This window comes from Salinicola sp. (assembly GCF_982684285.1).
Genome location: NZ_CEXLVS010000024.1, coordinates 1 through 25,485, shown reverse-complemented (window position 1 = coordinate 25,485; position 25,485 = coordinate 1). Strand labels below are relative to the sequence as shown.

The window sequence follows — 25,485 nt, the reverse complement described above, 5'->3', positions numbered from 1 at the left end:
CGGGCATCGGTGGCAGCGGGTGGGCCTGCATGCCGCTTTCGTTGAGGGGGACACCGTTGGCGAACAGATAGCCGTTGAAGACGCTGCGACGATTGGCCGGCAGGGCCGGGCAGGCGACGGTGAAGTCGGTGCCCAGCGCTTCCATCAGCGCCTCGGTCACCGGGCCGATATTGCCGGCCGGGGTCGAATCGAAGGTGGAGCAGTACTTGAAGTAGAACTGCTCGCAGCCCTGTTCGCGCAGCCAGTCCAGCGCCTGGATCGACTGGTCGACGGCCTCCTTCGCCGGAATCGTGCGCGATTTCAGCGCCACCACCACGGCGTCGGCATCCGCCTCCAGCGGCGTCTCGGGGATGCCGATGGTCTGCAGCGTTCGCATGCCGGCGCTGACCAGCATGCTCGCCAGATCGGTGGCGCCGGTGAAGTCGTCGGCGATACAGCCGAGGATGGGCCGCGTGCTGGGCCGTCGCTCATCCGCTTTTGAAAGAGAATTCGCCATCGCTCAAGCACCTCCATGATCGTTGGGATCGGCGTTGGGGCCGTCGTCGAGATCGGGGCCGTTGCCAGAGTCATCGCCGTTACCGAAACCGGCATCGTTGGCCGCCGTGCCGGGCAGGGTAATGCCGGGATAGACCTTGACCACCGCCGAGTCGTCCTCTCGGCCCAGCCCCTGGGCCGAGGCCAGGGTGAACTGGCTCAGCGCCTGGGCGGTCAGCGGCAGCGGGAACTTGTCGCGATGGGCGGTATCGTGAACGATCCCCAGATCCTTGACGAAGATATCCACCGCCGAGTGCGGGGTGTAGTCGCCGGCCAGGATGTGGGGCACCCGGTTTTCGAACATCCACGAGTTGCCGGCACTCTGGGTGATCACCTCGTAGAGCGTCTGCGGGTCGCAGCCGCCGCGAATGCCGTAGGCCATCGCCTCGGCGGCGGCGGCGATATGCACCCCGGCCAGCAACTGGTTGACCAGCTTCACCTGCGAACCCTGGCCCAGGCCATCGCCCAGTCGGAACACCTTGGCGGCGAGGGCATCGAGCACGTTTTCGGCACGCGCGAATAGCGCTCCGGGGCCGGAGGCCATGATCGTCAGCTGACCGGCGGCCGCCTTGACCGAACCGCCCGAGATCGGTGCATCGAGCAGGTGAATGCCGTGGGCGGCGAGATCAACGCCCAGCGCCTGAACCACATCCGGTGCGCAGGTCGCACACGAGATCACTAGGCTATCCGGCGCGAGCCCCGGCAGCAGGCCGTCATCGCCGAACAGCACCGCCCGGGTCTGCTCGGCGTTGACCACCACGGTCAGCACGATCTCGACGGCGGCGGCCATCTCGGCGGGAGTCGCCACGGCGCGACCGCCGACCCCGGTGAAGCTCGCGCGCGCCTCCGGGCGCAGGTCGCAGCCCCAGGTCTCGAAGCCCGCCTTGACCAGCGAGGTGGCCATGCCCATCCCCATCGAGCCCAGCCCGATGACCCCGACGCGCGGTCGTTGTGTGGTGCTCATTGAGAATTGCCTCCCGTGGGTTCTGTCGATGATGTCGAAGTCGATCCGCGCTGCGCTTCCACGCGCTCGATCAGATCGGTTGGTGCCTGGCGCAGTCGCGCCTCGGCGTGCGCCAGATGCGTGGCGGCGGCGCGGGCGGCGGCCTCGGCGTCACCGGCAGCAATGGCGTCGAGAATGGCCTGGTGCTCGGCGACCACCTGCTGCATGAAGGCCTCGCGCAGCGACTCGTTGGTACGCGTTACGCGGATCGCGTGGTGCAGAAAGCGGTTGTAGAAATCGAGCACCGCGGTGAAGTGGGCATTATTGGCCGCCTCGGCGATGGCGCGATGGAAGGCGAGATCCTGATCGACGCCGGAAAGCCCCGCTTCGACCGCCTCATCGATATCGACCATGGCGTTGCGGATGCGCCGCAGCTGCGAGGGGGTACGGCGTTCGGCGGCCAGCCGTGCGGCTTCCACCTCCAGCGGCCGGCGCAGCTCCAGCACCTCGACCACCGACTGCAGGCCGGGATCGGGGATCGCCAGGCGCAGCGACACCGTGGGCGACTCGGCGACGAAGCTGCCGCTGCCGCGACGCGAGGTGACCAGGCCGCCGTTGCGCAGCATCGAGATCGCCTCGCGCACCACCGAGCGGCTGATGCCGAAGCGCTCGCCCAGCGCCGCCTCGGTGGGCAGGCGCGCGCCGCGTCCCCATTCGCCGGCCTGGATGGCATCGCTCAGGCGCTGGGCCACCTGTTCGGAAAGCTGCGGGCCGCGCGATGGTTGTTCCGTGTCTTCACTCACGATGCAGAATTCCTCATGCGTTCGTCGAAGGGCGAGGCGCTGAAAGCCGTGGCAACGGCGTTCGGCTGGCTCTCCGACCAATGGCGATATTGCCTGCGCGTTAAATTTGTCAGACAAGATGTTAAATCGCAAAGGGCAGCGCAATTCGCCTTTGGTCAATTCGAGACGATCGACGGCCGCGGGGATGCGCAACAACCAACGGCAATCAGGAGAGAGCGGATGCATGTGATCGTGACGGGAGGCGCCGGTTTTCTTGGCGCGAGGTTGATTCAGCGCCTGCTGGACGAAGGTGCCCCGATCGATGGGGAGCGCATCACGCGAATCACCTCGATCGATCTGGCAGCGTGCCCGGTGGCCGACGATCGGGTCGAATCGCTCACCGGCGACGTCGCCGATCCGGCGCTGATAGCGAAAGCGCTTGGCGACGACACCGGCGCCGTCTGCCATCTGGCGGCGGTGGTGAGCGCCCAGGCGGAAGCCGACTTCGAGCTCGGCATGCGGGTCAACCTGGACGCCACGCGCACGCTGCTGGAAGCGTGCCGGGCGCATCCGACGCGGCTGCGATTCCTGTTCGCCAGCTCGCTGGCGGTGTTCGGGCCGGGGCTGTCGCAGCCGGTGGCGGAGGCGATCGGCCCGCAGCCGCGCTCCTCCTATGGCGCGCAGAAGGCGATGGGCGAGCTGCTGGTCAACGACTACAGCCGTCGCGGCTTCGTCGATGGCCGTGTCTGCCGCCTGCCCACCATCGTGGTGCGCCCCGGCAAGCCCAACCGGGCGGCCTCGTCGTTCGCCAGCTCGATCATTCGCGAGCCGCTGTCCGGCGTCGAGGCGATCTGTCCGGTTGCCGACGAGCTGCCGCTGTGGCTCTCCTCGCCGCGCACCGTGGTCGCCAACCTGGTCCATGCGCTGTCGCTCGAGGGGGCGGCGCTGGGCAACTGGCGCACGCTCAACCTGCCCGGCATCACGGTGACGGTGGCGGAGATGCTGGATGCGCTGGAGCGCGTGGCCGGCCCCTCGGCCCGCCAGTTGGTGCGATTCGAGCCGGACGCCGCCATCGACGCCATCGTCGCCAGCTGGCCGGGCGGGCTGGAGGTCGAGGGGCCGCTGGGTCTCGGCTTCCAGGCCGACGGCGATTTCGACGCCATCATCCACGCCTATCTCGACGACGAGCGCGGGGACGAACTCGATGACTGAAACGCTCCCCGAAGAGACGCTCCGCACCCGATAGCGCCGTTCCTTGAACCACACAGGCAACAACACTCAATAAAGCCCACAAGGAGTTCACGCCATGACAGATGCTGTCGCAGGCCCCCAGGTCATCATCGGCCTGGGTATCGCCATCTTCGTGATGATCGCGCTGGTGCTGAAGACCCGCGTTCACGCGCTGCTCGCCCTGGTCATCGCCGCCTCGATCGCCGGTTTGATCGGCGGCATGTCGCCCAACGCGGTGATCGATGCCATCACTACCGGTTTCGGCAAGACGCTCTCCACCATCGGCCTGGTCATCGGCTTCGGGGTGATGATGGGGCGGATTCTCGAAGTTTCGGGCGCCGGCCAGCGCATGGCCTATTCGATCCTCAGGCTGCTCGGCAAGGAGCGCGAGGACTGGGCCATGGCGCTCACCGGCTATATCGTCTCGATCCCGATCTTCTGCGACTCCGCCTACGTGATCCTCAATCCTCTGGTGCGGGCATTGGCCCGCAACAGCGGTCGCTCGGTACTCACGCTGGGTATCGCGCTGGCCTCGGGGCTGGCGGTCACTCATAGCGCGGTACCGCCGACGCCGGGTCCGCTGGGCGTCGCCGGTATCTTCGGTGTGGATATCGGCTTGAAGATCGCCTGGGGCCTGGTCTTCACCGCGCCGGCGCTGATCGTGATGGTGCTCTATGCCCGCTTCATGGGGCCGCGTATCGAGGCGATGATCGAACGCGACGTGCCGGGTTCGCTCAAGCGCGATACCGAAGACGACCCGCTCGCGGCGCCCCTCGAGGAAAGCGAGCTGCCGACGCTGTTCAAGTCGGTGCTGCCGATCGCGCTGCCGATCGCGCTGATCTTCTTCAACACCCTGGTCACCGCCGTGGTGGGCGACAGCGATGCGCCGGGCCTTTTCGTGCAGGTGGTCCAGTTCGTCGGCCACCCGGTGATCGCGGTGGGCATCGGCGTGCTGGTGGCGGTCTACGGGCTGGTGCCGAAGATGCCCAAGGACCAGGTCCTGGCGCACCTGGAAAAGGGCGTCGAAAGCGCCGGTATCATCCTGCTGGTGACCGGTGCCGGGGGCGCGCTGGGTGCCGTGCTGCGGGCCAGTGGCGCCGGTGACTATATTGGCGAAAGCATCGCCGGGCTGGCGCTGCCGGCGGTTCTGATCCCGTTCCTCATCGCCACGCTGGTGCGCTTCGTGCAGGGCAGCGGCACGGTGTCGATGATCACCGGCGCATCGATCTCGGCGCCGATCCTGGCCTCGATGCCGGACGTCAACATGGTGCTGGCGGCCCAGGCGGCGTGTCTCGGCGGGCTCTTCTTCAGCTATTTCAACGACAGCTACTTCTGGGTGGTCAACCGGCTGCTGGGGGTCAAGACCGCCAAGCATCAGCTGCTGGTGCTGTCGGTGCCGACCACGCTGGGCTGGGCCACCGGCCTGGTGGCGCTGCTGATCGCCAACGCCTTCGTGGGTTGAGAGAAAAACGCCAACGACATCCCTCAATGAACAGGAGTCATGCAATGAAAATCACTCGAGTCCGCGCCCGCGTATTCGAATGGAAGGGCGAGACGGTACCGCCCAAGGCGCACTTCTGCACCAACGCCATGGATGCGCTGTGGGATCGCGGCGATGCGATGCAGAGCTTTCGCTTCCACGGCTGGGCGGTGATCGAGATCGAAACCGACAGCGGTCTGGTCGGCCTGGGCAACGTGGCGCTGGCCCCTAGGGTCGCCAAGATCATCGTCGATCAGCATCTGGCGCCGCTGATCCTGGGGCAGGATCCGTTCGACTACGAATACCTGTGGCAGCGCATGTACCGCGCCACGCTGGCCTGGGGCCGGCGTGGTATCGGCATGGCGGCGATCTCCGGCGTCGATATCGCGATCTGGGACCTGATGGGCAAGGCGCTCGACAAGCCGGTGTTCAAGCTGCTCGGCGGGCGCACCAAGGAGAAGATCCCCTGCTACGCCTCCAAGCTCTACCACGACGATCTCGACACCATGCAGGCGGAGGCGCAGCGCTACCTCGACCAGGGCTTCCAGGCGATGAAGATGCGTTTCGGCTACGGCCCCAAGGACGGGCCGCAAGGCATGCGCGAGAACCTCAAGAGCGTCGCCGCGGTGCGGGAGGTGATCGGCGAGGATATCGACCTGATGGCCGACTGCTACATGGGCTGGAATCTCGACTACGCCCGGCGGATGCTGCCCAGGCTGGAGCCGTTCGAGCTGCGCTGGTTGGAGGAGCCGGTGATCGCCGACGATGTCGATGGCTATGCCGAGCTCAATCGCATCGCGCCGATGCCGATCTCCGGCGGCGAGCACGAGTTCACCGTCCACGGTTTCCGTCAGTTGCTGGAGAAGCGCGCGGTCTCGGTGATCCAGTACGACACCAATCGGGTCGGCGGCATCACCGTGGCGCGCAAGATCAACGCCATGGCGGAAGCGTTCGAGGTGCCGGTAATCCCCCATGCCGGGCAGATGCACAACTACCACCTGACGATGGCGTCACTGGCCTCGCCGATGTCGGAGTTCTTTCCGGTACACGACGTCGAGATCGGCAACGAGCTCTTCTACTATCTGTTCGAGGGCGACCCGGAACCGGTCGAGGGGCATCTCGATCTCGCCGACGACGTGCCGGGGCTCGGCCTCTCCCTCAACGAACGCTATCTCGATGGCTTCCATATTCTCGAGTGATGGTCCGTGGCGGCGCGACTAGCGTCGTGCCGCCCCTCACCCGATCACATCGTCGCTGCGCTTCACGCCATCACGTCACCACATCCGCTTGAGCAGGTCGTCCCTGCGCACCAGCTGATGCCAGGCCACTGCCGCGATATGCAGACCGATCACGTAGTAGAACACCGTGCCCAGCGTCTGGTGGATCGATTCCAGCGAGTGGCCCCAGTGCGGCAACACGCCGAAGGGCGAGGGTATCGCCAGCGATGTCCCGGGAACCGGGATCGCGCCGTCGCTCAGCCACACCGTCGCGATGCCCAGCAATGGCTGGGCGAACAGAAACGCGTAGAGCGCCCAATGGGTGAGTCGCGACAGCAGTTCGAGCTTCGGGGGCAGTGGCGGCGACACGGACGGGGGCGCATGACGAAGGCGTTCGATCAGGCGGGGAATCGCCAGCAGCAGCACGCCGATACCGGCCCAGAAGTGGCTTTGCAGCAGCAGGGCCGGTATGCCGGTATCGCGCGGAAAGATGTCCGTCGACAGGATGAGGGCATAGGCCAGCACGACCAGGGCGGCAACGGTCCAGTGAAAATGGCGGGCCTTCGCCGAATAGCGGTTGGGTAGCGTGTCGTTCACGACGGGCAATCCTTTGATGGACAAGATCGCCCCATCCTAAGCGGCACCGGCTTAGGGTTGACTTAACTCTGGCTTGCCGTCGTGGCGGCAAGGCACCACCACCACGACGGCACCACCACGACGGCAATACGGGGCTACCGGGGCGCCCCGACTCTTGGGCGTGGCTCAGGGCGTCCGGGTCTGCAGTCGCTCCGCCAGCCAGGCGCGGGTGCCGGGATGTCCGCTGCGTTCCGCGCGATCGGCCAGTTCCAGGGCGAGCTCGATATCGCCGGCCTTGAGCGCGGCATCGATCATGCGGCGGTAGTCGAAGTCGGCGGCCTCGTCGGTCGTGGCCGGAGCGGGTGGCTTGGCCGCTGCCGGGGCCACGCTACCCGCTCCGGACGGTGTCGGTCGGTTGGCTGGCGGCGGTGCGGCGGCGGTCAGCGGCGTCAGGCCGGCGTTGCCGGTCAGCGAAGCGATCTCGAGGGTGAGCGTGCCGGTGGCGGCATGCACGGCGAGAGGATCCGGGCCGGGGGGCTCGGCGAGACCTCTGACCCTGGCATAGGCTTTCGCTTCCGACTCGTAGCTCGTCGAGCCCCGGCGATCCTGCTCGCTCGAGTAGATGACGAGGTACTGGGCGTCGGGGCCGGGCGTCAGGCTGAACTGACCCTCGAGACGGGCGGTGGAGAAGCCGGTGGGGCGACGTACCTGGAGCGAGTCGCTCGGGACCTGCCTGACCGGCTGGAACGCCGAATCGAGGACCAGGATGGTGGGCGCGAACACCTGGCCGTCCCGGATCGGGCTGGTGACGCTGATCGCCACCGGGCCGTTGTTGCGGGGCAGCTCGAACGCCCGGAAGAAGCTCTTGCCGTCGCCGAAATCGTGAACCGGCGCCTGGGGCGTGAAGTCCAGCGTCAGGGTCTCTTGGGCCGATATCGGCTGATACGGCAGGCTGGCCAGCGACGTGCAGCAGTCCGGCGCGCTGGACAGGGCCTGCTGCCCCTGCTGGGCCGGAATGGTTGGGGACTGGGGTGCCATCAGCGGCGTGCTGCATCCCGCCAGGGCGAAAAGGAGGGTGCCCAACGGCACGGCGAGGCGATACGAACTCAACATTCGGGAACTCCTGCTGGAGACGAAAACGGCTCCGGAGCGGCAAGTCTCCGGAGCCCAAGGGATCGAAACAGCGCGAGCGTGGATCTCGCGGTCGGGGCTCAGCTACCCCACCACACCTCCATCTGGGCGCCGAACGTCAGCCCGTCGGTGTCGTCGAAATCGACATTGTTGGGGCCGGCACCGGTATCGAGCGAGTTGGCATCGCGGGCGTCGGTGTAGGCGTCACCGCTCCATTTGGCATAGGTGGCGAACAGACGGATGGTCGGGCGGATCATGGCACCGCGTCCCGCCGACCACTGCTGGGCGATGGTCAGTTTGGTCAGGTGATGATCGCTGTCGTTGTAGCCGGTCACGCCACTCTGCGGTTCAATATGGTCATAGCCCAGCTCCACCGCGGTGCTCATGATGTCGCTCCAGTAGTAGACCGGGCGCACACCGGCGGAGAACCACTTGCGGCCAGTGTTGTCGTCCATGTCCTTGTCCTCGTAGATGAGGGCGTAGAGCATGTCGAGCTGGTCCGGTATCAGCCAGACCTGACCGTGGTCGAGCGCGCGCCACATGCTGCCTTCCTGGCGCAGGGCACCGGTGCCCCGGCCCACCGCATTGCCATCGCGGGTGATGATGCCGTCGGTGGCGTACTGCACCGCGAAGGTGTTGCTGCCGCCGAACCAGCCGCTCTGGGTGTGCTCGATGGTGCCCATCCAGCCTTTGTCGCCCTCGTCGTACTCGACGCCCTGGTCGTCGTAGTAGTCCTCCTGCCACTCGGACAGCGACGAGCGGCCGTAGTCCACGCCGAGTTCCAGCGTGCCGCCGGGGTTGACGGGAATGTCGCTCCAGCGCGCATCGAGGGTGTCGTCCGAGATCTGCTGGCCGGAATCGGGGAACAGGCCGTCGCCATCGTCGCTGCCGGAGCTGCGGGTCCAGGCAAAACTCAGGTTACCGGTGCCGACATCGATATCCGAAATCCCCACGCCCGGGCCCGACACATCCCAGTAGTAGAAGTCGTTCATGTGGATGTCGTGACGCTTGTAGAAGCGCTTGCCCGCCCAGAGCGAGGCACCGGGGAGTCCGCCGACGACGTTGTTGCCGGAGACATACATCTCCCGGAGCGAGATGTTGTTGTCGTCGTCCTTGAGCGATTCGTCGTCGTTGTCCTGCGCGGTGACGTAGGCGACCCGGCTGGCGAAGTCGAACGACGTATCCTGCTGCTGGTAGAGCTGCGCGCCCAGGCCGATCTCCGCGTAGGTCTCGCATTCGTTGCCCAGGCGGTACTTGGCCGGTGCACCGGAGGCCTTGAAGCAGGTCTGGCTGCCGCCGCCGGAGGTCGAGCCGATGCCGGATCGGGCGTAGCCGAAGAACTCGGGGTTGATGTCGGCGTGAGCCAGTACCGGCACGGTGCAGGATGCACCGAGGACGGCGGCAAGGAGTGGCCGGCGTAGCACGGAGTGTGAGGCAATCATTGTTTCTGTCCCTCGTGGTCTTGTCGTTGATTGCTGTTGTTGGCAGCCGGAGTGAGTCGATCGGCTACGCAAGGCGCCCCGGAAAGCGTGTGGTCGGCGTATCGGCGCCACGTGAGTGGCTCTGCCAAGGCGTCGTGCTCGGCGTACTCAGTATCGCGATCGATATCGAAAGAGATATGAGTCAATCCATTTTTTATTAACTGTGGATGTTGTTGTCTTATTCCCTCGGAATCACTTCCATCGTGACTTCTGCTGACGATGAAGAAATCGCGTTGTTATCGACATCTGTTGCCTGGTGTCAACGGCAAAAAACAGCCGAAAGGAGGCGCCGAAGCCGGTTCGGTATTCTGTCTTGTATCGCCTGATTTCGGCTGTGGCCGGTGATGTTCCCCGTGTGTCGTGCTGATCGTTGTCGGAGCATTCAGCTCTCTTGTGGAGGGCCATTATTTCTATTACTTCGTAAACTTTCATTGTAACCATGGTCTATAAAGACAAAAGTCTAAACTATCTTGATCTGGTATGGCTTTTACTCCTTTTAAATCAATATATTGCATTGAGGCGGGTTGGTTTGTAGGAGATATCTTTCATACCAAGGTGGTAAGTATCATCAATATCGATTTGTGCTAGGTCACGGTGCTGTCTGAATGAAGAGGAATGAAGAGGAATGAAGAGGGAATGAAAAAGGAGCAAAGACTCCGCGATGAGGGAACGAGGTTTTTGAGCGTGTCTCCCGGCCGAAATCGAAATCATTTCGACAAATTGTAAGAGACGACGGGAGCGCTTCGCCGGATAACGTCATGCGGATTCAGAAAGCGTGTCTCTCCATGGACGGCTTGGCTTACTATGTCCGGGTCAGACGTCGAGACAGTGGCGCAGAGAAGAGCGGCACGGGTTCGGCACATCGGAAGTCGACGGGGAGCGTCATGAAATCCGAGTCAGGACAGGAACCAGGCATGACCATACCCAAGGAGCGCCACTATTCGGACCGCGTGGGTTGGTTGCGGGCCGCGGTGCTGGGCGCCAACGACGGCATCGTCTCCACCGCCAGCCTGGTGATCGGCATGGCGACGGCGGGTGCGGGTCTGGGAGGCGTGCTCACGGCCGGTGCGGCGGGGGCGGTGGCCGGTGCGATGTCGATGGCGGCGGGGGAGTATGTTTCGGTCAGTTCGCAGAAGGATACCGAACGCGCCGACCTGGCGCGGGAGCGGCGCGAGCTGGATGCCAATTACGCCGTCGAAGTGCGGGAGCTGGCGTCGATCTACGAAGCGCGTGGCCTGACGCCGGCTCTCGCTCACGACGTCGCCGAAAAGCTGATGCACCACGATGCGCTGGCTGCCCATGCCCGCGACGAGCTGGGGTTCAGCACCGTCAATCAGGCGAAGCCGCTTCAGGCGGCCATGGCGTCGGCATTGATGTTCCTGTCCGGAGCGGCGCTGCCATTGATCTGCGTGCTGGTTGCTCCGTTCACCGCGTCGACCCCCGTGGTGGTGGCGTTGGGCTCGTTGCTGGCGTTGGCCCTGCTGGGCGCGTTATCGGCCCGAATCGGTGGGTCGCGTCTGCGCGTGGCCATCGTGAGGGTGACTTTCTGGGGTGCGCTGGCGATGGGCGTCACGGCATCGGTGGGGTGGGGATTCGGCGTGGCGGGCGGCTGATCCGCCTGGGTAAGTGCGTTGGCCGACGCGGCAACTGCGTATTCGATTTGTTCGATTCAAACAGCGCCCTGCGTCGCGATCGACGCCGAGCATGACCGAGCGTGGTGAAACGAGATGTCCGAATCGGGGAAGGACCCTGGCGCGATCCAGTCGCCGCTGCATCAGCTCATTGCCGAGCTTTCCGACGGTATCGTGCTGCTGGATCCCGACGGGCGCCTGCGCTGGGCCAACCCCGCGGCGCTGGAGATGCACGGGGTCGAGTCGCTCGGGGAACTGGGGCCGGACGTCGATGCCTACCGCCGACGCTTCGAGCTCTACTACCGCAACCACCACGAGGTTGGCGAGGGTCGCTCCCCGATGGAGCGCCTGCTCGACGGCGAGGCGTTCGAGGACGTGATTCTCGAGGTCCGGCCCGGCGACCCCGAGCTGCCCAATCGCTATCACCGGGTGCGCGGCAGGACGCTGTCGCGGGAAGGGCGTCCCGATGCGCTGGCCCTGATCATCGAAGACATCACCGAGCTGATGAGCGCCGAGGAGCGTTTCGAGCGCTCGTTCAATGCCAACCCGGCGCCGGCGCTGATCTGCCGGCTCGACAGCCAGCGTTTCATCCGCGCCAACCAGGGTTTCCTGGACATGACCGGGCTGGAAGCCGAGGAGATCCTGCAGCACTCGATCTACGAGTTCGACGTATTCGCCCATTCGCCCCAGCGTGAATCGGCGATCCAGCGGCTGTGCGCCGGCCGGTCGATTCCCCAGACCGAAGCCGTCCTGCATCTCGGTGGGCGGGGCGACGGCAGCAAGTGCGTGATCGTGGCCGGCCAGCCGATCGATGTCGGGAACGCCCCCTGCATGCTGCTGACCTTCACCGACCTGGAGCCCGCCCGGCAGGCGCAGCACGCCCTGCGCCAGAGCGAGGCGCTGTTCGCCACCGTATTCCAGATGTCGCCGGTCCCCACGGCCCTGGTATCCGCCGACAGCCTGACGCTGATCGAGGCCAATGCGGCATTCGAGCGGGACCTGGTCCGGCGCGCCGATGCCTCGGAGCCGCCCGGTCTGGAAGACTACTCTCCCTTCACCCCGCAGACGCGCAGGCAGTTGCTGAAAGCGCTCGAGAAGGCAAGTCACGTGGAGGAGATGGAGGTGCATGGCGTCGATGATGCCAACAACCCGACGATCTACGTGCTGGCGGCGGAAGCGGTCGAGATCAATCGCCGCGACTGCCTGCTGCTGACGCTGGTGGATATCAGCGAGCGCAAGCGTTACGAGAACCAGTTGTCCGATGCGATCGAGACGGTGATGAAGGATGCCTCCTGGTTCACCCGCACGCTGGTGGAGAAGCTGGCCAATGTCCGCGATGCGGGTAACGACGCCGCGCTATCCGACCAGGCGGCACTGGCCGACCTGAGCGTGCGGGAGCGCGACGTGCTGGGACTGATCTGCGAAGGGCTCTCGGACAAGCGCATCGCCGCCCGGCTGGAACTGGCCCATAGCACCGTGCGCAACTACGTGGCCTCGCTGTACCAGAAGCTGGGCGTTCACAGTCGTGGCGAGGCGATCGTCTGGGCGCGTCAGCGGGGTTTCCAGGGTGGCTCTGAAACGTAAAGTAACCTAATGTTGTTAAACGTATTTTCCCCCGCAAATGCACTGGCTCCACCCGGGCATTTGAATCTATGGCCCCGACCCTGAACCGCCTATCTTGGTGTTACCGCGAGGGGGCGCCAGGAAGGCGCGACAGGGGAAGGATCCCTTGAAGACGGGCAGGCAGCCTGCCCCTCGGCGGACCACCGGTGCCTCGGATCATCGTGTGGCAGGAGTCGGAACGTTACTGTAGTCGAACGTTTTGAAGTCAAACGAAGGACCGCTTGACGATTCGGTGGCGCTCAGGACGAGCGGTATCGACGGAAGCGATCGTGTCGTGGATCGACCCACCGAATCTCTTTCCGACGCTTCATCACTCCGATGCTTCATGATCTCTGTCACGCCTCACATCCCCGCCTCCGAACTTTCTAGCCACCCCGGCGCCACGGCATGCAGCTTCGATGCTACCGGGCGGTGTCGCCATGGCTGGAAACCGCCTCCGGCTTGCGCCATCGAAGCGACTCGACTAGGACTAAGCAAACCCCTTCGGCATTCACCGCTTGCCAACCGTCGCTTCCGGTCGGCCATCGGAAGTGACTCGATTCATCCAACCCAGTTACAGGGAGATCGTGACGTGGTCGAGAAAACGGAGATTCATGCCCAGAGCCAGACCCTACCCGGCAAGGAGAGTCTCATGCAGCCGCCGGCGGAGTTCATCCGCCCAGGCTACCGGGGAAGCGGCAAGCTGGAGAACAAGGTCGCGCTGATTACCGGCGCCGACAGCGGCATCGGCCGCTCGGTGGCGATTCACTTCGCCCGGGAAGGAGCCGATGTCGCGGTGATGTATCTCAGCGAGAGCGACGACGCCGAGGAGACCCGCCGCCTGGTGGAGGCAGAAGGTCGCCGCTGTCTGTTGATCGCGGGCGACATCCGCGACGCCGCCTTCTGTCGCGGTGCGCTCGACCGGGTGATCGAAACCTTCGGCGGACTCAACGTGCTGGTCAACAACGCCGGTACCCAGCAGGTGTGTACCGACCTCACCGAGCTCGACGACGAGCTGTGGCGGGAGACGTTCGCCACCAACATGCATGGCATGTTCTATCTGACCAAGGCGGCGCTGCCCCATCTGGGCGAGGACGACGCGATCATCAACACGACCTCGGTCAACGCCTACATCGGACCCGATTTCCTGGTGGACTACACCGCGACTAAGGGGGCGATCGTCAGTTTCACGCGTGCCCTGTCGAATCAGGTCGTCGGTCGCGGCATCCGCGTCAATGCGGTGGCGCCGGGCCCGGTATGGACGCCGCTCCAGCCCGCCACGCTGGGCGCCCACGACCCGCAGATGCTCGAGGACTTCGGTTCCGACACGCCGATGGGCCGAGCTGGGCAGCCCTCCGAACTGGGTCCCTGCTACGTCTTCCTGGCCTCGCTCGACGCCTCCTTCATCAGCGGTCAGACGCTGCATCCCAACGGCGGAATGGTCGTCAATGGTTGATGTGAGCCAGCAGGGGCGGCGAAGGTGGAATGGACTTTTGCCGCCCGGACGGAGTGAATAGGCGCGCGATACGATCCCAATGAGACATCGTCCAAGCTCTGTCTGAAAGATCGACGAGCGATAGCCAGGCAAGGCAAGAATCGGCGAAAGAAGGACCGGGCTGGCGCACCAGTCGATTTTTAACGCCGGATGGGTGAGCGCGGACATTTTTCAGACAAAGCGTAAGAGAAGACAGGGCAGAGGAGGCCCTAACAGCATGCCAGGTACGACTCCCAATCTGCCGCCGCGGCAGGAGAGCTGGCTGGACCGACCGGCGCACCATCATTGGCTGGAGAGCGAGGGCCAGCGTCTGCTGGCGTTCTACCGCGCCTCGCGTCATCCCGACTGCGGTTTCGCCGCGCTCGATGAAGACGGCAGGCTGCCTGCCGAGGCCAACCCCGACACCATGATCACCGCCCGCATGACCCACTGCTTTGCCCTGGCCGCCATGCGCGGCGAGCCCGGCATGATGCCGCTGGTCGCGCACGGCGTGGCGGCGCTGCGGGGCGGCCTGCGGGACGACGAGCACGGTGGCTGGTATGGCGCGCGACCGAAGGCGGGGGAGACTCAGACCAAACAGGCCTACATCCATGCCTTCGTGGCGCTGGCGGCGGCCAGTGCCTGGCAGGCCGGCGATGAAGCTGCCGGGCCGCTGCTCGACGATATCGTCGATGTGATCGAGACCCGATTCTGGTCGGAGGACGAAGGACGCATGCGCGAGGGGTTCTCCCGCGACTGGCGCGAGGAAGAGGCCTATCGCGGCGGCAACAGCAACATGCACGCCACCGAAGCCTTCCTGCAACTGGCCGACGTCCTCGACGAGCCCAAGTGGCGGGCTCGTGCGCTCTCCATCGTCGACAGGATCATCCACGCCCACGCCAGGCCCAACGACTATCGCGTCGTGGAGCATTTCGACAGCGAATGGAACGAGTGGCGCGACTACAACGAAGACACGCCCAAGGATCAGTTCCGGCCCTATGGCGCGACGCCCGGTCACGCCGTCGAGTGGTCCCGGCTGCTGCTGCATCTCGAGGGAGGGCTGCTGCGCCACGGCGAAGCGACGCCCGGGTGGCTGCTGGAGGATGCCCAGGGCCTGTTCCGCAGCGCCACCGAACTGGCCTGGCACGTGGATGGAGAACCGGGGCTGGTCTACACCCACGACTGGAACAATCGACCGGTGGTGCACGAGCGCATGCACTGGACCCTGGCCGAAGCGGCCGCCACCGCGGCCGTGCTGCTCAAGCGCACCGGCAACGCGACCTACGAGGTCTGGTATCGCCGCTTCTGGGACTACATCGATCGCTTCCTGATCGATCGCGAACGGGGCAGCTGGTGGCAGGAGCTCGACCGTCACAACCGGCCGTCCAGCGAAGTCTGGAGCGGCAAGGCCGATCTCTACCATGCCTATCAGGCGACGCTGCTGCCGCGACTGCCGCTCTCCCCGACCATGGCCAGGGCGATCGCCGACGGCGCCTTGTAGCCCGCCCGGCGGGTGCCGCCGTCCCCGCTGCCGTCACGCCTCGATCCAGGATCGGGGCGTTTTTCATTCCGGCAGCCCCGGCTGTCCCGCGCGACGAGTTTCACACCGATACCCCGACACTTCCCGATCGAGGCCTGACTCGAAAATGACCCTGGATGGTCATGGAAACATAAATTAGATTTTACTAATCTTATGCTAAGGTGGAAAACGACACTAATAAGCCTAGTTGAAAGTCAGTCTAGCGATAAAAGAAATCAGACCGAGACGGCGGGAGAGGGAGTCTTTCCGTCCAAACTGCCTTACGTCAGGGGAACGCATGAAACCGTCGACAGAATTGGTTCAAGTCAAAGAGTATCGAATTCACGTAGAACAGTATCGTCGCGAGGGAAACCGCAAGAGCATCATCTTGATCAACGGGGCGCTGGCCACGACCGGTTCGTTCAATCACTGCGTGAAATACCTGCGCGATGATCTGGATATCATCTTGTTCGATCTGCCTTTCACGGGGCAGTCCCGTCCACACAACCCGGCAGGGGGGATCGTCACCAAGGATGAAGAAGTCGAGATCCTGCTGGCCTTGATCGATCGTTACCGGCCTCAGTCGATGTTGTCCGTCTCCTGGGGCGGCTACGCCGCGATGATGGCACTGGCCCGCCGTCCGCCCTCCATCGAGCGTGCGGTCGTGGCTTCATTCTCCAGCCATCTCAACGAGCCCATGCGCAATTACGTCTCGAGGGCACGCGACCTGGTGAGGGCCGAGCGCTTCGGTGACGTGGCCAAGCTGATGAACGATGAGGTGGGCCGCTTCCTGCCGAAACTGCTCAAGCACGTCAATCATCGGCATCTCTCGTCGCTGGATAGTCGTGAATACCACCAGGCCTGTTTTCATATCGAGCAGATCCTGTCGCTGGACGATGAGGATTACACTGAGCTCTATCGGAAAATCGACGTGCCGGTCCTGTTCATCAACGGTGAGCTGGACGAACATACGTCGCCGGCAGCGGTGCGCGAACTGGGCAACTACATCGACGACAGTCGATTTTGTACGCTACCCGATGCCGGGCATTTTCTCGATCTGGAGAATCGGAGCGCGCGACGACGGATGCAGCAGGTGTTGAAGGGTTTCCTGATGCCGGTCATCTGCGACTCCGATGAACCATCCTCCTATCATGATGCTCGATTCGATGTCGTCGACCGCGACATGTCCTATGTTCTCAAGTCGCCGATATCATCCCGCTTGCAGAGACAAAGCGTGGGCGGTTGATATCGGCGTCCCCGCCCGGGGAGGCCCGGGCGGCCGCGGCAACGGTTCGAGAGCGACCTTGCCGCTTCGGGCCGGTCTGCCGGTTCAGCGAAGGGGGCATGGCCCGGTCAGCCGGGCTGGCCATTCGATGCGGATGTCGGCGCTCGTCGTTCGGTCAGCTCGAGTATGCGCGTACCGTTCCGGCCGCTGCGCTTGACGTCGTAAAGTGCCACGTCCCCGTGGCCGATCAGGGCTTCGAGATCGTCGGGTGGCCGCTCGAAGCGCGTGGCGCCGATGCTCAGCGTCACGGCATCCGGCGTGTCGAACGTCTGTGAAGTGACTTCGTGGAAGCGGGCGCGCAAGGTCTCGCCGAGTTGCCGGATGTCCCGGGGCGTAGCGTCGTGGAGCATGATGGCGAACTCGTCGCCACCCAGGCGCGCGGCGAGGGCCTCCTCCGGCAGCGCCTCTCGAATCAGGTCGCTCAACGTGATCAGCAGCCGATCGCCCGCCGCGTGGCCGTAGAGATCGTTGACCAGCTTGAAGTTGTCGACGTCGATCAGCAGCAGCGCCCCCGGTCGCTTGCTCGAAGCGTGAGTCAGAAATCGTGGCGTGCGCGCCTCGAACGCACGACGGTTGAACAGCGCGGTCAGCGGGTCGCGCTCGGCGAGCTGTTCGATCTGGCGCTCCCGCCGATAACGCACCGTCCCGGTCATCGACAGCGCGATCAACAGGATCGCCATCACGCCCTCGACCAACGAGATCCGAATCACCGTGCCCTGATAGACGACGAGGTCGATCAGCGTGCCGGGGATCAGCGCCAGTCCGACCTTGCCCAGGTAGAACGCGCCGTGGACGAGCAGGGTGTAGTGCAATTGACGGGTGCCGAGGGTGGCGACGTCGGCCTCCAGGCGCAGCATCAGGCTGGCCCTGAGCGACACGATCGCCACCAGCAGCGAGTTGACGATCAGGTAGAGCTTCGACGACGCCTGCCCGTCCGGGAGCAGCAGCAGCGCGCACCAGACCGCGATGACCAGCCACCACCAGGCGGACAGGCGCCGTTCGACGAAGCGCGTGACGCCGAGCAGGAACATCCAGTGGGCGAACACCAGCAGGCCGTTGGCGAACCAGACGCCGATGAAGAAGTAGCCGCTGCCGCGCAGCAGCGCGAGCGAACAGCCCAGCGTGATCGAGGCGAAGCCGGCGGACCAGAAGAGCAGCGAGACGTCGCGGGCGCCGCGCCACTCCATCAGTAGATAGAGCGCGGCGGCGGCCGAGATGGCGATGGTCAGGGTCAATATCGTGGCAGGGTCGAACGCCATGTTCGTGTCGATCCGTCTAAGTCCTGGCAGAAACGATGGGTCGTCGCGACACGCACGATCTAGCTCTTGGCAACCGGCATTTCACGACACTGGGCAAGACCCGGTGTTCATCATTTAAGCGCTATCGACTCCCCGAGTCATCTCTGAAGTCCATCGAGCAAAGGCGTTCTCGGCCGCGCTGCTTTCCAGTTGGCGATGGGTGCTGGAATGGATTGTTATGCGAATGAGAATATTTATCATAATCGTTGACACTCGCACTCAGGATTTTCACAATCCCCGCCGGGAACTTACCAAGAAATCCGGCGCGCCCGCGCGTCATCAAGGGAACAACATGAAGAAGCCGTCATGCGTTTCGGGCACAGCTCGCAAACAGCTTGTCTCTGCAACACGCCGTCGGTTCAACCGACCGCTGTCATACGGGCTGCTATCCTCGAGTGCCCTGCTGTTTGCCTCTACCGCATCGGCCCAGACCAGCGATACCACCGAGCTGGATACCGTGACGGTCGAGGCAGCGGCGATCGCCGACAGCGCCGTCGGGCCGGACTCCACCATCGTGGCGGAGCGCACGACGACGGGCTCCAAGACCGATACCGATCTTCTCGACCTTTCCAGCGCCGTGTCGGTGGTGACCGAAGAGGAGATGCGCACCCGCAACGTCCAGAATCTCGAGCAGGCGCTCTCTTATACGGCGGGTGTGACGGTCGACCAGTACGCCTCCGACGATCGCTACGACTACTTCATGATCCGCGGTTTCAATGCCACCTCGCTTGGAACCTATCGCGATGGCCTGTCGCGCCGAACGGTCAACTTCACCGGTGGCAAGCTGGAACCCTACGGGCTGCAACGCATCGACGTGCTCAAGGGTTCGACATCGACACTGTTCGGCCTGAACGCTCCTGGGGGGCTGGTCAACGCGATCACCAAGCGCCCTCTGGACTACGAGTTCGGCGAGATCTACACCACGCTGGGGGAAGACCACACCGAGACCGGGGTGGACTTCGGCGGTCCGATCGATCAGGCGGGCAAGTGGAGTTACCGCATCACCACCAAATGGCAGGATGCGGAACTCAGCGCCGACCACACCCAGGACGATCGCTTCTACTTCGCGCCGGCGCTGACCTACAGGCCTAGCGATGCGACGACGCTCACGCTGCTGGCGGACTTCAACAAGCGCGATACCAATGCCGCTCACGCCACGCCGCGCGGCTACGATCTCGACCCGGATACGTTCTTCGGCGAGCCGGACTACAACGACATGGATCGGATCGAGCGCAACATCGGCTATCTGTTCGAGCATGATTTCGGCAACGGGCTGACCTTCCGCCAGAACGCGCGCTACACCCATCTGGATCTCGACTACGACCACGTCTATCTCAGTGACCCGAATCCGGCCAATGGGCGAACGGCGTTCGTGGTCGACGGCGAGCGCGACCGGACCACCATCGACAACCAGCTCCAGTACGATACCGACCTCGCGGGGATCGGCAGCCGTACGCTGGCCGGCTTCGATTACACCCATGACGACGTGCGGGAGACCAGCCGTTTCGGCACCGCCGGCGGCATCGACATCCAGAGCCCGCAGTACTGTGGCAAGGCGTGCGTCGATCTTGGAGAACCGAGCGAGTTCCGGCAGAAACAGACATCCCGGGGCTTCTATCTGCAGGAGGAACTGACCTTTGCCGAACGCTGGATACTGACGCTCGGCGGACGCTATGACGAGGTCAATACCCGCACCGTCGACGACGAGGCCGACGACTACGCCTTCACCAGGCGCGCCGGGCTGACCTTCAAGGCACTGGATGACCTGTCGCTCTACGCCAACTATTCGGAGTCGTTCCAGCCGCCGACGAGTCGCAATCTGGTATCGGGCAGCGCCGATCCCCAGGAGGGGGAGCAGTACGAAGTCGGCATGAAATATCGTCCGGCCAATACCCATGCGTTGTTCACGGTCGCGCTCTTCGACCTGACCCAGACCAATGTCGCTTCGCAGGTGAGCCAGAACGTCTATCGCCAGATCGGCAAGGTCAACGTCCGCGGCATCGAGCTGGAGAGCAAGCTGGCGCTGAGCGATCGCCTCGACCTGACGGCCGCCTACTCCTATTGGGATTCTGAAATCGAAGAGGACGGCATTGCGGGTAACCAGGGCAACCGGCCCCTGCTCGTGCCCGAGCACATCGCCTCGGTGTGGGCCGACTACACCATTCCCGGCAATACCAATCGCGGCGATCTCACGTTCGGATTGGGCACACGCTATGTCGGCTCGACCTATATCGACGACGCCAACAGCGAGAAGACGAGTTCGCATACGCTGGTCGATGCGATGGCCAGCTACGCGCTGACGCCCAGCCTCGATCTTGCGATCAATGCCACCAATCTGTTCGATCGGGAGCACGTCTCCTACATCGATTCGTCCAGCAACAGTAGCTACTACGGCGACGGCCGTTCGGTGCTGACCACGCTGCGATACCACTGGTAGATGTCGGCGCCTGAATATCCCCGGCGGAGGTCCTGCCGTCGCCGCTTTCCACTCCTCAGGATTCTGGTCTTGGCAGCCTTTCTGTGGCTGCCGGGGCTGGCGATCGCTGCCCATGCAACGCCGCGTATCGCCGCTACCGACTGGGGGGCCGCCGAAACCCTGATCGCGCTGGGAGTCACGCCGTATGCCGTCGCGGACATTCCCAATTACAACGCCTGGGTCCAGTCACCGGCGATACCGCCAGAGACGCTGAACATGGGCCTGCGCGATCAACCCAATCTCGAACTCCTCGCGCAGGCACCGCCGGACCTGCTGATCAGCAGTTCTCTGTTCGCCCGCGACAATGCGCGTCTGGAGCGCATGATGCCGGTGCGCCTCATCGACAATTTCTCCTCCGGCCAACCGTATTACGACGCGACCCTCGCGATGACGCGGGACATTGCACAGCTGTCGGGAACGTCAGGGCGGGCCGAGTCGCTGATCGCGCAGACCGACCGGGTGCTGGCATCGGCCGCGCGGGCGTTGAAGAACGTCGATGCGCCGGTCTACATCGTGCAGTTCAGCGATGCCCTGCACGTCCGCGTCTTCGGACGCGGCGGCATGGTCGACACGCTCCTCTCCAGGACGCCGCTGACAAGCGCCTGGACCGGGCCGACCAGTGCCTGGGGATTCGCCAGTATCCCCATCGATCGCCTTGCCGACCGGCCGGAGGCGTACATCGTGATCATCAAACCGTTTCCGAGAGCGGTCGACTCGGCGCTTCGCGACAACCGCGTCTGGCAACACCTGCCGGCGGTCCGTGAAGGTCGCGTCAGAGAGATCGAACCGGTGTGGCTCTTTGGTGGGCTGCTCTCGCTGCAGCGGTTGACCGAGTCCGTGGTTAGGGCGCTCGTTCCACACTAGGTCATCGTCGTACAGATCGCTCGCTGTCGCTTAGGACCGGGACGACGACGGAGAAGAGAGCGGTATCAACAGCCACCCCGAGCGGTCGGTACCGCCCGGGGTGGCATCGCACGCCATGGTCGGCGTCACCAGTGATAGCTGACTTTCGCGCGGATCTCGCGACCCGGGTTGTAGTAGTTGGCCGTGCCGGAACCGACGACGTGTTGCTCGTCGAAGAGATTGCTGACGTTGACCGTGAAGTCGGTGTTCTGGACGATCCGGTAGTCGAAGGCTGCATCGATCAGTGTCGCCGAATCGTTCTTCGAGGTATTGGCGGCGTCGAAGTAGTAGCCATCGGTATAGCGGGCGCCCAGGCCGACGCTCATTTTCTCGCCGGGTAGCGTGTAATAGCCCCAGAGCATGGCGGTGTGTTTGGGAGCGATGGCGAAATCGTTGCCCTTGATCGAGGTGCCATCACGCAGCGTGCCCTCTTCGACCTCCGAATCCAGGTAGGAGTAGCCACCGACGACGCTCAGGTTGTCGGTCAGCTCGGCCTTGACCTCCAGGTCGAGGCCGCGCGCCCGGGATTTCCCGACGGTTTGCTGGTCGATGGCGCCATTGTCCTGCACCACGGCGATGGTCACGTCGTCTCGTTCCAGGTTGTAGACCGCCGCCGAAAACTGGGCGTTCATGCCGTCGGGCGAATATTTCAGGCCGATCTCCTGCTGCTTGCCGCGCTCCGGTGTGACACCGATGGTGGGTGGCGCCACCGACTCCACGTAGCTGACGTAAGTGGAGAGCTCGTCATTGACTATGTAGGTCAGCGCGCCACGAACGGTGGTCTCCGAGAAATCATCGCTGTCGTCGAAAGCGGCGCCGTAGGATTCCCCCTCGCTCGAGAGATCCATCGAGTCGTTGCGTACGCCGGCGCTGACCACGAAGCGATCATAGAAAGAGAGATTCTGCGTCAGGAAGACGGAGCGAGTCCGGTAATCCTGGTTCTCGTAACGATAGGGCGCCAGGTTGTCGGGGCCGCCGGTGTAGACCGGGTTGGCGATATCGATTGGCGTCGCATCACCGTAGATGGATTCGCTATCGGTGGAGGCATCGCGGTACTCGACGCCGCCCAGAGTGCTGCTGTCGATGTCGCCGAAGCTCGCGTCGTACTGCAGGATCGTGTTGCCGATGAACTCGTGCGCTTCGGTATCGGTGCCGAAATAGTCGCGATCCAGCAGTGTGCCGGTGCGTGCCGCGGAATCGGTGATGTAGACGTACTGAAAGTCGTCCTTGAGATCGCTGTAACGCAGGTTGGCGCTCAACGTCAGACCGTTTTCGAAGTCGTGGCGCAGTTGACCGGTGATGCTGGTGCGATCGACGTCCTGATCGTTGAAGTCGGGCTCGCCGAAGAAGTCATCGCGGTCATATTCCCGATCGAGCGGGTAGCCGCCGCTGTTGGGCGTATCGTCGCGATTGAGGTAATCGACGATCAGGGTCGCCGTGGTCTGATCCGTTGGCTCCCACGTCAGACCGCCCATCAGAAGGCCGCTATTGTCCTTCGAGTGATCGTATTCTCGGTCGCTATCCTGAATCTTGCCGGTGAAGCGATACGCCAGCGTCTGGTCCGAGTCCAGCACGTCGCCAACGTCGATGCCTGCTTCCTTGCGATCGAACGATCCATAGGAAAGGTATCCATTGCCAAAGCGCTCGAATCGTGGTCGCTTGCTGACGAAATTGACCGAGCCGCCCGGATCGGCGGGGCCGAACAGTGTCGAGTTCGCGCCGCGCAGGACTTCGACCCGCTCGTAGGCGTACGGATCTTCACGTACGCCGCGCATGGAGCCAAGCGTCATCCCATCGCGATAGGTCGTGGCCTGAAAGCCGCGAATCTGGAAATAGTCGTTACGGTCATCGGTGCCGTAATAATCGGTGAGAACGCCGGGGGTGTACTGCAGGACCTCTTCGGTGGTCTTGGCATCCCGTTGTTCGATCTCTTTCTGAGTAATCACCGAGACGGAAGCGGGCGTGTCCTGAATGCTGGTCGCGACCTTGCCGCCGCCCCACAACTCCCGTGCGACGACGGAATTGCTGTCGTCGTCGGGTGCAGCCTGAGCGTTGACGATAATGGGAGAGAGGCGATACGCCCCGTCGTCGCTCCCCGACTGCTGCGCGTTCCCGATCGCGGGAAGGGTGAATAGTGTCGAGCCGCAGAAAACCGCCATGGTGGTCTGGTGCCACCAAGGCGAATTCCCACGGCTCACGATCATGCGATTGCGATCGCTCATCGTGTTGATCCCCAAGAGTGAATGATCCCTTTTTATCGGCCCGCGGTTTTTTAGTGGCGGAGTCGGGGATTATCCTTAGAGATCTTCATGCAATCAATAATATTTCTCAGTTAGATTCGCGTTCATGCTTGGGCGTGATGTGCCAGGCTCCTGTCCGGGGCGACCGGTGATGCGCCAAGCCGTCAATCCTCTAGACGCGAGAGCAGGCGTTGGCCCCGGCGAGTCCGGCGGGCGCGGCGCAGTCCGCTGGAGGCCATTTTCCAGCCCAGGATACGACCCACCCCCACCCCGACGCCGGAAGCGGCGCCCCAACAGAGCGCTTCGCGCCAACGTACATCGGGGTCGTCCGGATTGACCGGCGGTTCGAAGGCGTGGCGTCTAGTGGTGCGCTTGAGCGCTTCTCGCGTCGCCACGCCCGAGATGATGGCCGTGGACGTGCCGATGATGGTCCAGAGCGTGTGGGGTTTCATGCGGGTCTCCTTGCCGGGTTCGGGGCTCTCAGCATGGTCGATGGGCCGCCAGGCTGCCAAGTGGATGTACTTGGTGTTCGCAGACACGTCTTGTCCGGACCGCAAGGCGCCTCAGGTCTGCGGCCCGCTCGGTACGCTGACGCGACGCCGGGACCATTGCCACAGGGTCCAGTGAACCAAGAGCGGCCAACGGGCCTGCATGAACTCGAGAAAACGTTGCCGCCACAGGTTGGTCAGCGATTTGCTCAACCCCAATCGCTCCCCGATCTCCGTATCGTGATAGCCCACCACGAGAAGGCGCAGGTATTCGGGCCACAGTTCCATGTGCTGGATATGCGAAAGCGGCGTTTCGGTCAGGTTGTTGTAGCGGCGCTCACAGCCATGGCATTGATACTCCGTGGCGCGCCGGCTGGTCAGCACCTGGGTCGATGAAGAGCCGCAGTAGGGACAGTGCCTGTCTGTCAGGGCGGCGAGCTCGGTGAGTGTCGCGACACACGCTTCCAAGGCCTTCTCGGCTTCATCCGTCAGCTCGGAGATATGCGTGGACTGATGATCCTCCCACCACCGGTGCAATTCGGTGTCATAGTCGGCCATGGCCGCCATGAAGGCCCGGCTCCAGGTCATGGAGGCCTTGTTGCTGATACCGAGGAAGGTTGCGATCAGCTCTTGCGAGAACCCCTGGAACCGATAACTCATCCAGGGTTTCCACTTATCTTCCGAGCGCAGCAGGCGAAGTGGAGTCCCGCTGAGGACATTGAATCGCTTGTTGCAGTCCCGGCAGTAATAGCCATCGCGCCTTAACCCATGCGTGCCAGCGGGTGTGGCCAAGGCGATCGAGCGGCTCGCGCAGGCCGGACACTCATGGGGTGCGCTGGAGGGTAACGTGGCGAGATAGAACAGAAAACCTCGGGCGCTGGGACGCAACGCCTCCGGCAGCAGCTCCAGCGACGGTCGCGCGAGCAGAAAGTCGATGGTTTCGACATGTCTTCGCGTCGGGGGGATATTGAAGGTCGAGAAAGTCTGCGGGATGGCAGGTGCCATACAGTGATATCTCTTATCGAGACGACGTGTGAACGAATCGACCTAGATTACGCGATGGCGCAGTCATGGAGTCAACACCGAATGATGCGGGGCCATGTCGATCTGCTTCGGCCCGGCAGTCTTCAAATGACCCCGACTCATCGAGAGAGCCGTCAAATCATCAAAAATCTTAGTCATCAATGGCAATTCT

At 63.7% G+C, this 25,485-nt stretch carries 20 protein-coding genes; 10 read left to right on the top strand and 10 right to left on the bottom strand.

The genetic code is table 11. From position 1 onward, the window contains the following. From AC3AYF_RS03820 to AC3AYF_RS03810, 3 genes are all read right to left on the bottom strand, one after another. On the bottom strand, positions 1–496 hold a 496-nt coding region (locus AC3AYF_RS03820; protein ID WP_487779417.1), incomplete at its 3' end, for a four-carbon acid sugar kinase family protein. Between the two features lie 3 nt (positions 497–499). After that, on the bottom strand, positions 500–1,498 hold the full coding sequence (gene ltnD, locus AC3AYF_RS03815; RefSeq protein WP_295036967.1) for an L-threonate dehydrogenase: 999 nt from the start codon (positions 1,496–1,498) through the stop codon (positions 500–502). Beyond that, the gene (locus AC3AYF_RS03810; protein ID WP_295036965.1) at positions 1,495–2,280 is read right to left on the bottom strand and encodes a FadR/GntR family transcriptional regulator; all 786 of its coding nucleotides are present in this window, start codon (positions 2,278–2,280) and stop codon (positions 1,495–1,497) included. Before AC3AYF_RS03810 ends, ltnD begins: the two co-directional genes overlap by 4 nt. A 219-nt stretch (positions 2,281–2,499) precedes the next feature. Between AC3AYF_RS03810 and denD the strand changes: the two genes are divergently transcribed. The 3 genes from denD (at position 2,500) to AC3AYF_RS03795 (ending at position 6,168) form a co-directional block, all read left to right on the top strand. Beyond that, positions 2,500–3,471: a D-erythronate dehydrogenase gene (denD, locus tag AC3AYF_RS03805; RefSeq protein ID WP_295036962.1), complete on the top strand. Its 972-nt coding sequence runs from the start codon at positions 2,500–2,502 to the stop codon at positions 3,469–3,471. Between the two features lie 94 nt (positions 3,472–3,565). Next, a complete protein-coding gene (locus tag AC3AYF_RS03800) occupies positions 3,566–4,951 on the top strand; it encodes a GntP family permease (protein WP_487779416.1) in 1,386 nt (461 codons plus the stop codon). A 44-nt stretch (positions 4,952–4,995) separates the two neighbouring features. Further along, the gene (locus AC3AYF_RS03795) at positions 4,996–6,168 is read left to right on the top strand and encodes an L-rhamnonate dehydratase (protein ID WP_295036959.1); all 1,173 of its coding nucleotides are present in this window, start codon (positions 4,996–4,998) and stop codon (positions 6,166–6,168) included. Positions 6,169–6,243: 75 nt separating this feature from the next. Here the strand turns inward: AC3AYF_RS03795 and AC3AYF_RS03790 are convergent, their stop codons facing one another. The 3 genes from AC3AYF_RS03790 to AC3AYF_RS03780 form a co-directional block, all read right to left on the bottom strand. Then, positions 6,244–6,783, bottom strand: a complete 540-nt coding sequence (locus AC3AYF_RS03790; RefSeq protein WP_295036957.1) for a cytochrome b — start codon at positions 6,781–6,783, stop codon at positions 6,244–6,246. A 165-nt stretch (positions 6,784–6,948) separates the two neighbouring features. Then, complete coding sequence (locus AC3AYF_RS03785; protein WP_295036954.1) at positions 6,949–7,875, bottom strand: MalM family protein; 927 nt, start codon at positions 7,873–7,875, stop codon at positions 6,949–6,951. A gap of 98 nt (positions 7,876–7,973) precedes the next feature. Then, positions 7,974–9,335: a maltoporin gene (locus AC3AYF_RS03780; protein WP_295036952.1), complete on the bottom strand. Its 1,362-nt coding sequence runs from the start codon at positions 9,333–9,335 to the stop codon at positions 7,974–7,976. A 953-nt stretch (positions 9,336–10,288) separates the two neighbouring features. On the opposite strand from AC3AYF_RS03780, the gene AC3AYF_RS03775 reads away from it, so the two are divergent. The 5 genes from AC3AYF_RS03775 to AC3AYF_RS03755 all read left to right on the top strand — a co-directional run bounded on the left by AC3AYF_RS03775 (position 10,289) and on the right by AC3AYF_RS03755 (position 16,846). Next, a complete protein-coding gene (locus tag AC3AYF_RS03775; protein ID WP_295036950.1) occupies positions 10,289–10,987 on the top strand; it encodes a VIT1/CCC1 transporter family protein in 699 nt (232 codons plus the stop codon). 114 nt (positions 10,988–11,101) lie between these two features. Continuing rightward, a complete protein-coding gene (locus tag AC3AYF_RS03770; RefSeq protein ID WP_295036947.1) occupies positions 11,102–12,589 on the top strand; it encodes a PAS domain-containing protein in 1,488 nt (495 codons plus the stop codon). Positions 12,590–13,199: 610 nt separating this feature from the next. Continuing rightward, complete coding sequence (locus tag AC3AYF_RS03765) at positions 13,200–14,063, top strand: SDR family oxidoreductase (protein WP_295036945.1); 864 nt, start codon at positions 13,200–13,202, stop codon at positions 14,061–14,063. 256 nt (positions 14,064–14,319) lie between these two features. Continuing rightward, entirely contained in the window at positions 14,320–15,582 is a 1,263-nt protein-coding gene (locus AC3AYF_RS03760) for a D-mannose isomerase (protein ID WP_487779415.1), read from the top strand. A gap of 316 nt (positions 15,583–15,898) precedes the next feature. Beyond that, positions 15,899–16,846: an alpha/beta fold hydrolase gene (locus tag AC3AYF_RS03755; RefSeq protein ID WP_295036942.1), complete on the top strand. Its 948-nt coding sequence runs from the start codon at positions 15,899–15,901 to the stop codon at positions 16,844–16,846. 107 nt (positions 16,847–16,953) lie between these two features. Here AC3AYF_RS03755 and AC3AYF_RS03750 read toward each other — a convergent pair whose 3' ends face one another. Then, the gene (locus AC3AYF_RS03750; protein ID WP_295036940.1) at positions 16,954–18,144 is read right to left on the bottom strand and encodes a GGDEF domain-containing protein; all 1,191 of its coding nucleotides are present in this window, start codon (positions 18,142–18,144) and stop codon (positions 16,954–16,956) included. A gap of 331 nt (positions 18,145–18,475) precedes the next feature. Here AC3AYF_RS03750 and AC3AYF_RS03745 point away from each other — a divergent pair, with 331 nt between their 5' ends. Both AC3AYF_RS03745 and AC3AYF_RS03740 read left to right on the top strand, forming a co-directional pair. Then, positions 18,476–20,620 (top strand): TonB-dependent siderophore receptor, encoded by a 2,145-nt coding sequence (locus tag AC3AYF_RS03745; RefSeq protein ID WP_487779414.1) that lies wholly within the window; start codon positions 18,476–18,478, stop codon positions 20,618–20,620. Positions 20,621–20,689: 69 nt separating this feature from the next. Next, positions 20,690–21,523, top strand: a complete 834-nt coding sequence (locus AC3AYF_RS03740) for an ABC transporter substrate-binding protein (protein WP_295040861.1) — start codon at positions 20,690–20,692, stop codon at positions 21,521–21,523. Between the two features lie 125 nt (positions 21,524–21,648). Here AC3AYF_RS03740 and AC3AYF_RS03735 read toward each other — a convergent pair whose 3' ends face one another. The 3 genes from AC3AYF_RS03735 to AC3AYF_RS03725 form a co-directional block, all read right to left on the bottom strand. Further along, positions 21,649–23,784, bottom strand: coding sequence for a TonB-dependent siderophore receptor (locus AC3AYF_RS03735; RefSeq protein ID WP_487779413.1), 2,136 nt, complete (start codon positions 23,782–23,784; stop codon positions 21,649–21,651). Positions 23,785–23,966: 182 nt separating this feature from the next. Further along, entirely contained in the window at positions 23,967–24,254 is a 288-nt protein-coding gene (locus AC3AYF_RS03730; protein WP_487779412.1) for a DUF4235 domain-containing protein, read from the bottom strand. Between the two features lie 111 nt (positions 24,255–24,365). After that, on the bottom strand, positions 24,366–25,295 hold the full coding sequence (locus AC3AYF_RS03725; RefSeq protein WP_295040864.1) for a hypothetical protein: 930 nt from the start codon (positions 25,293–25,295) through the stop codon (positions 24,366–24,368). Positions 25,296–25,485: the final 190 nt, after the last annotated feature.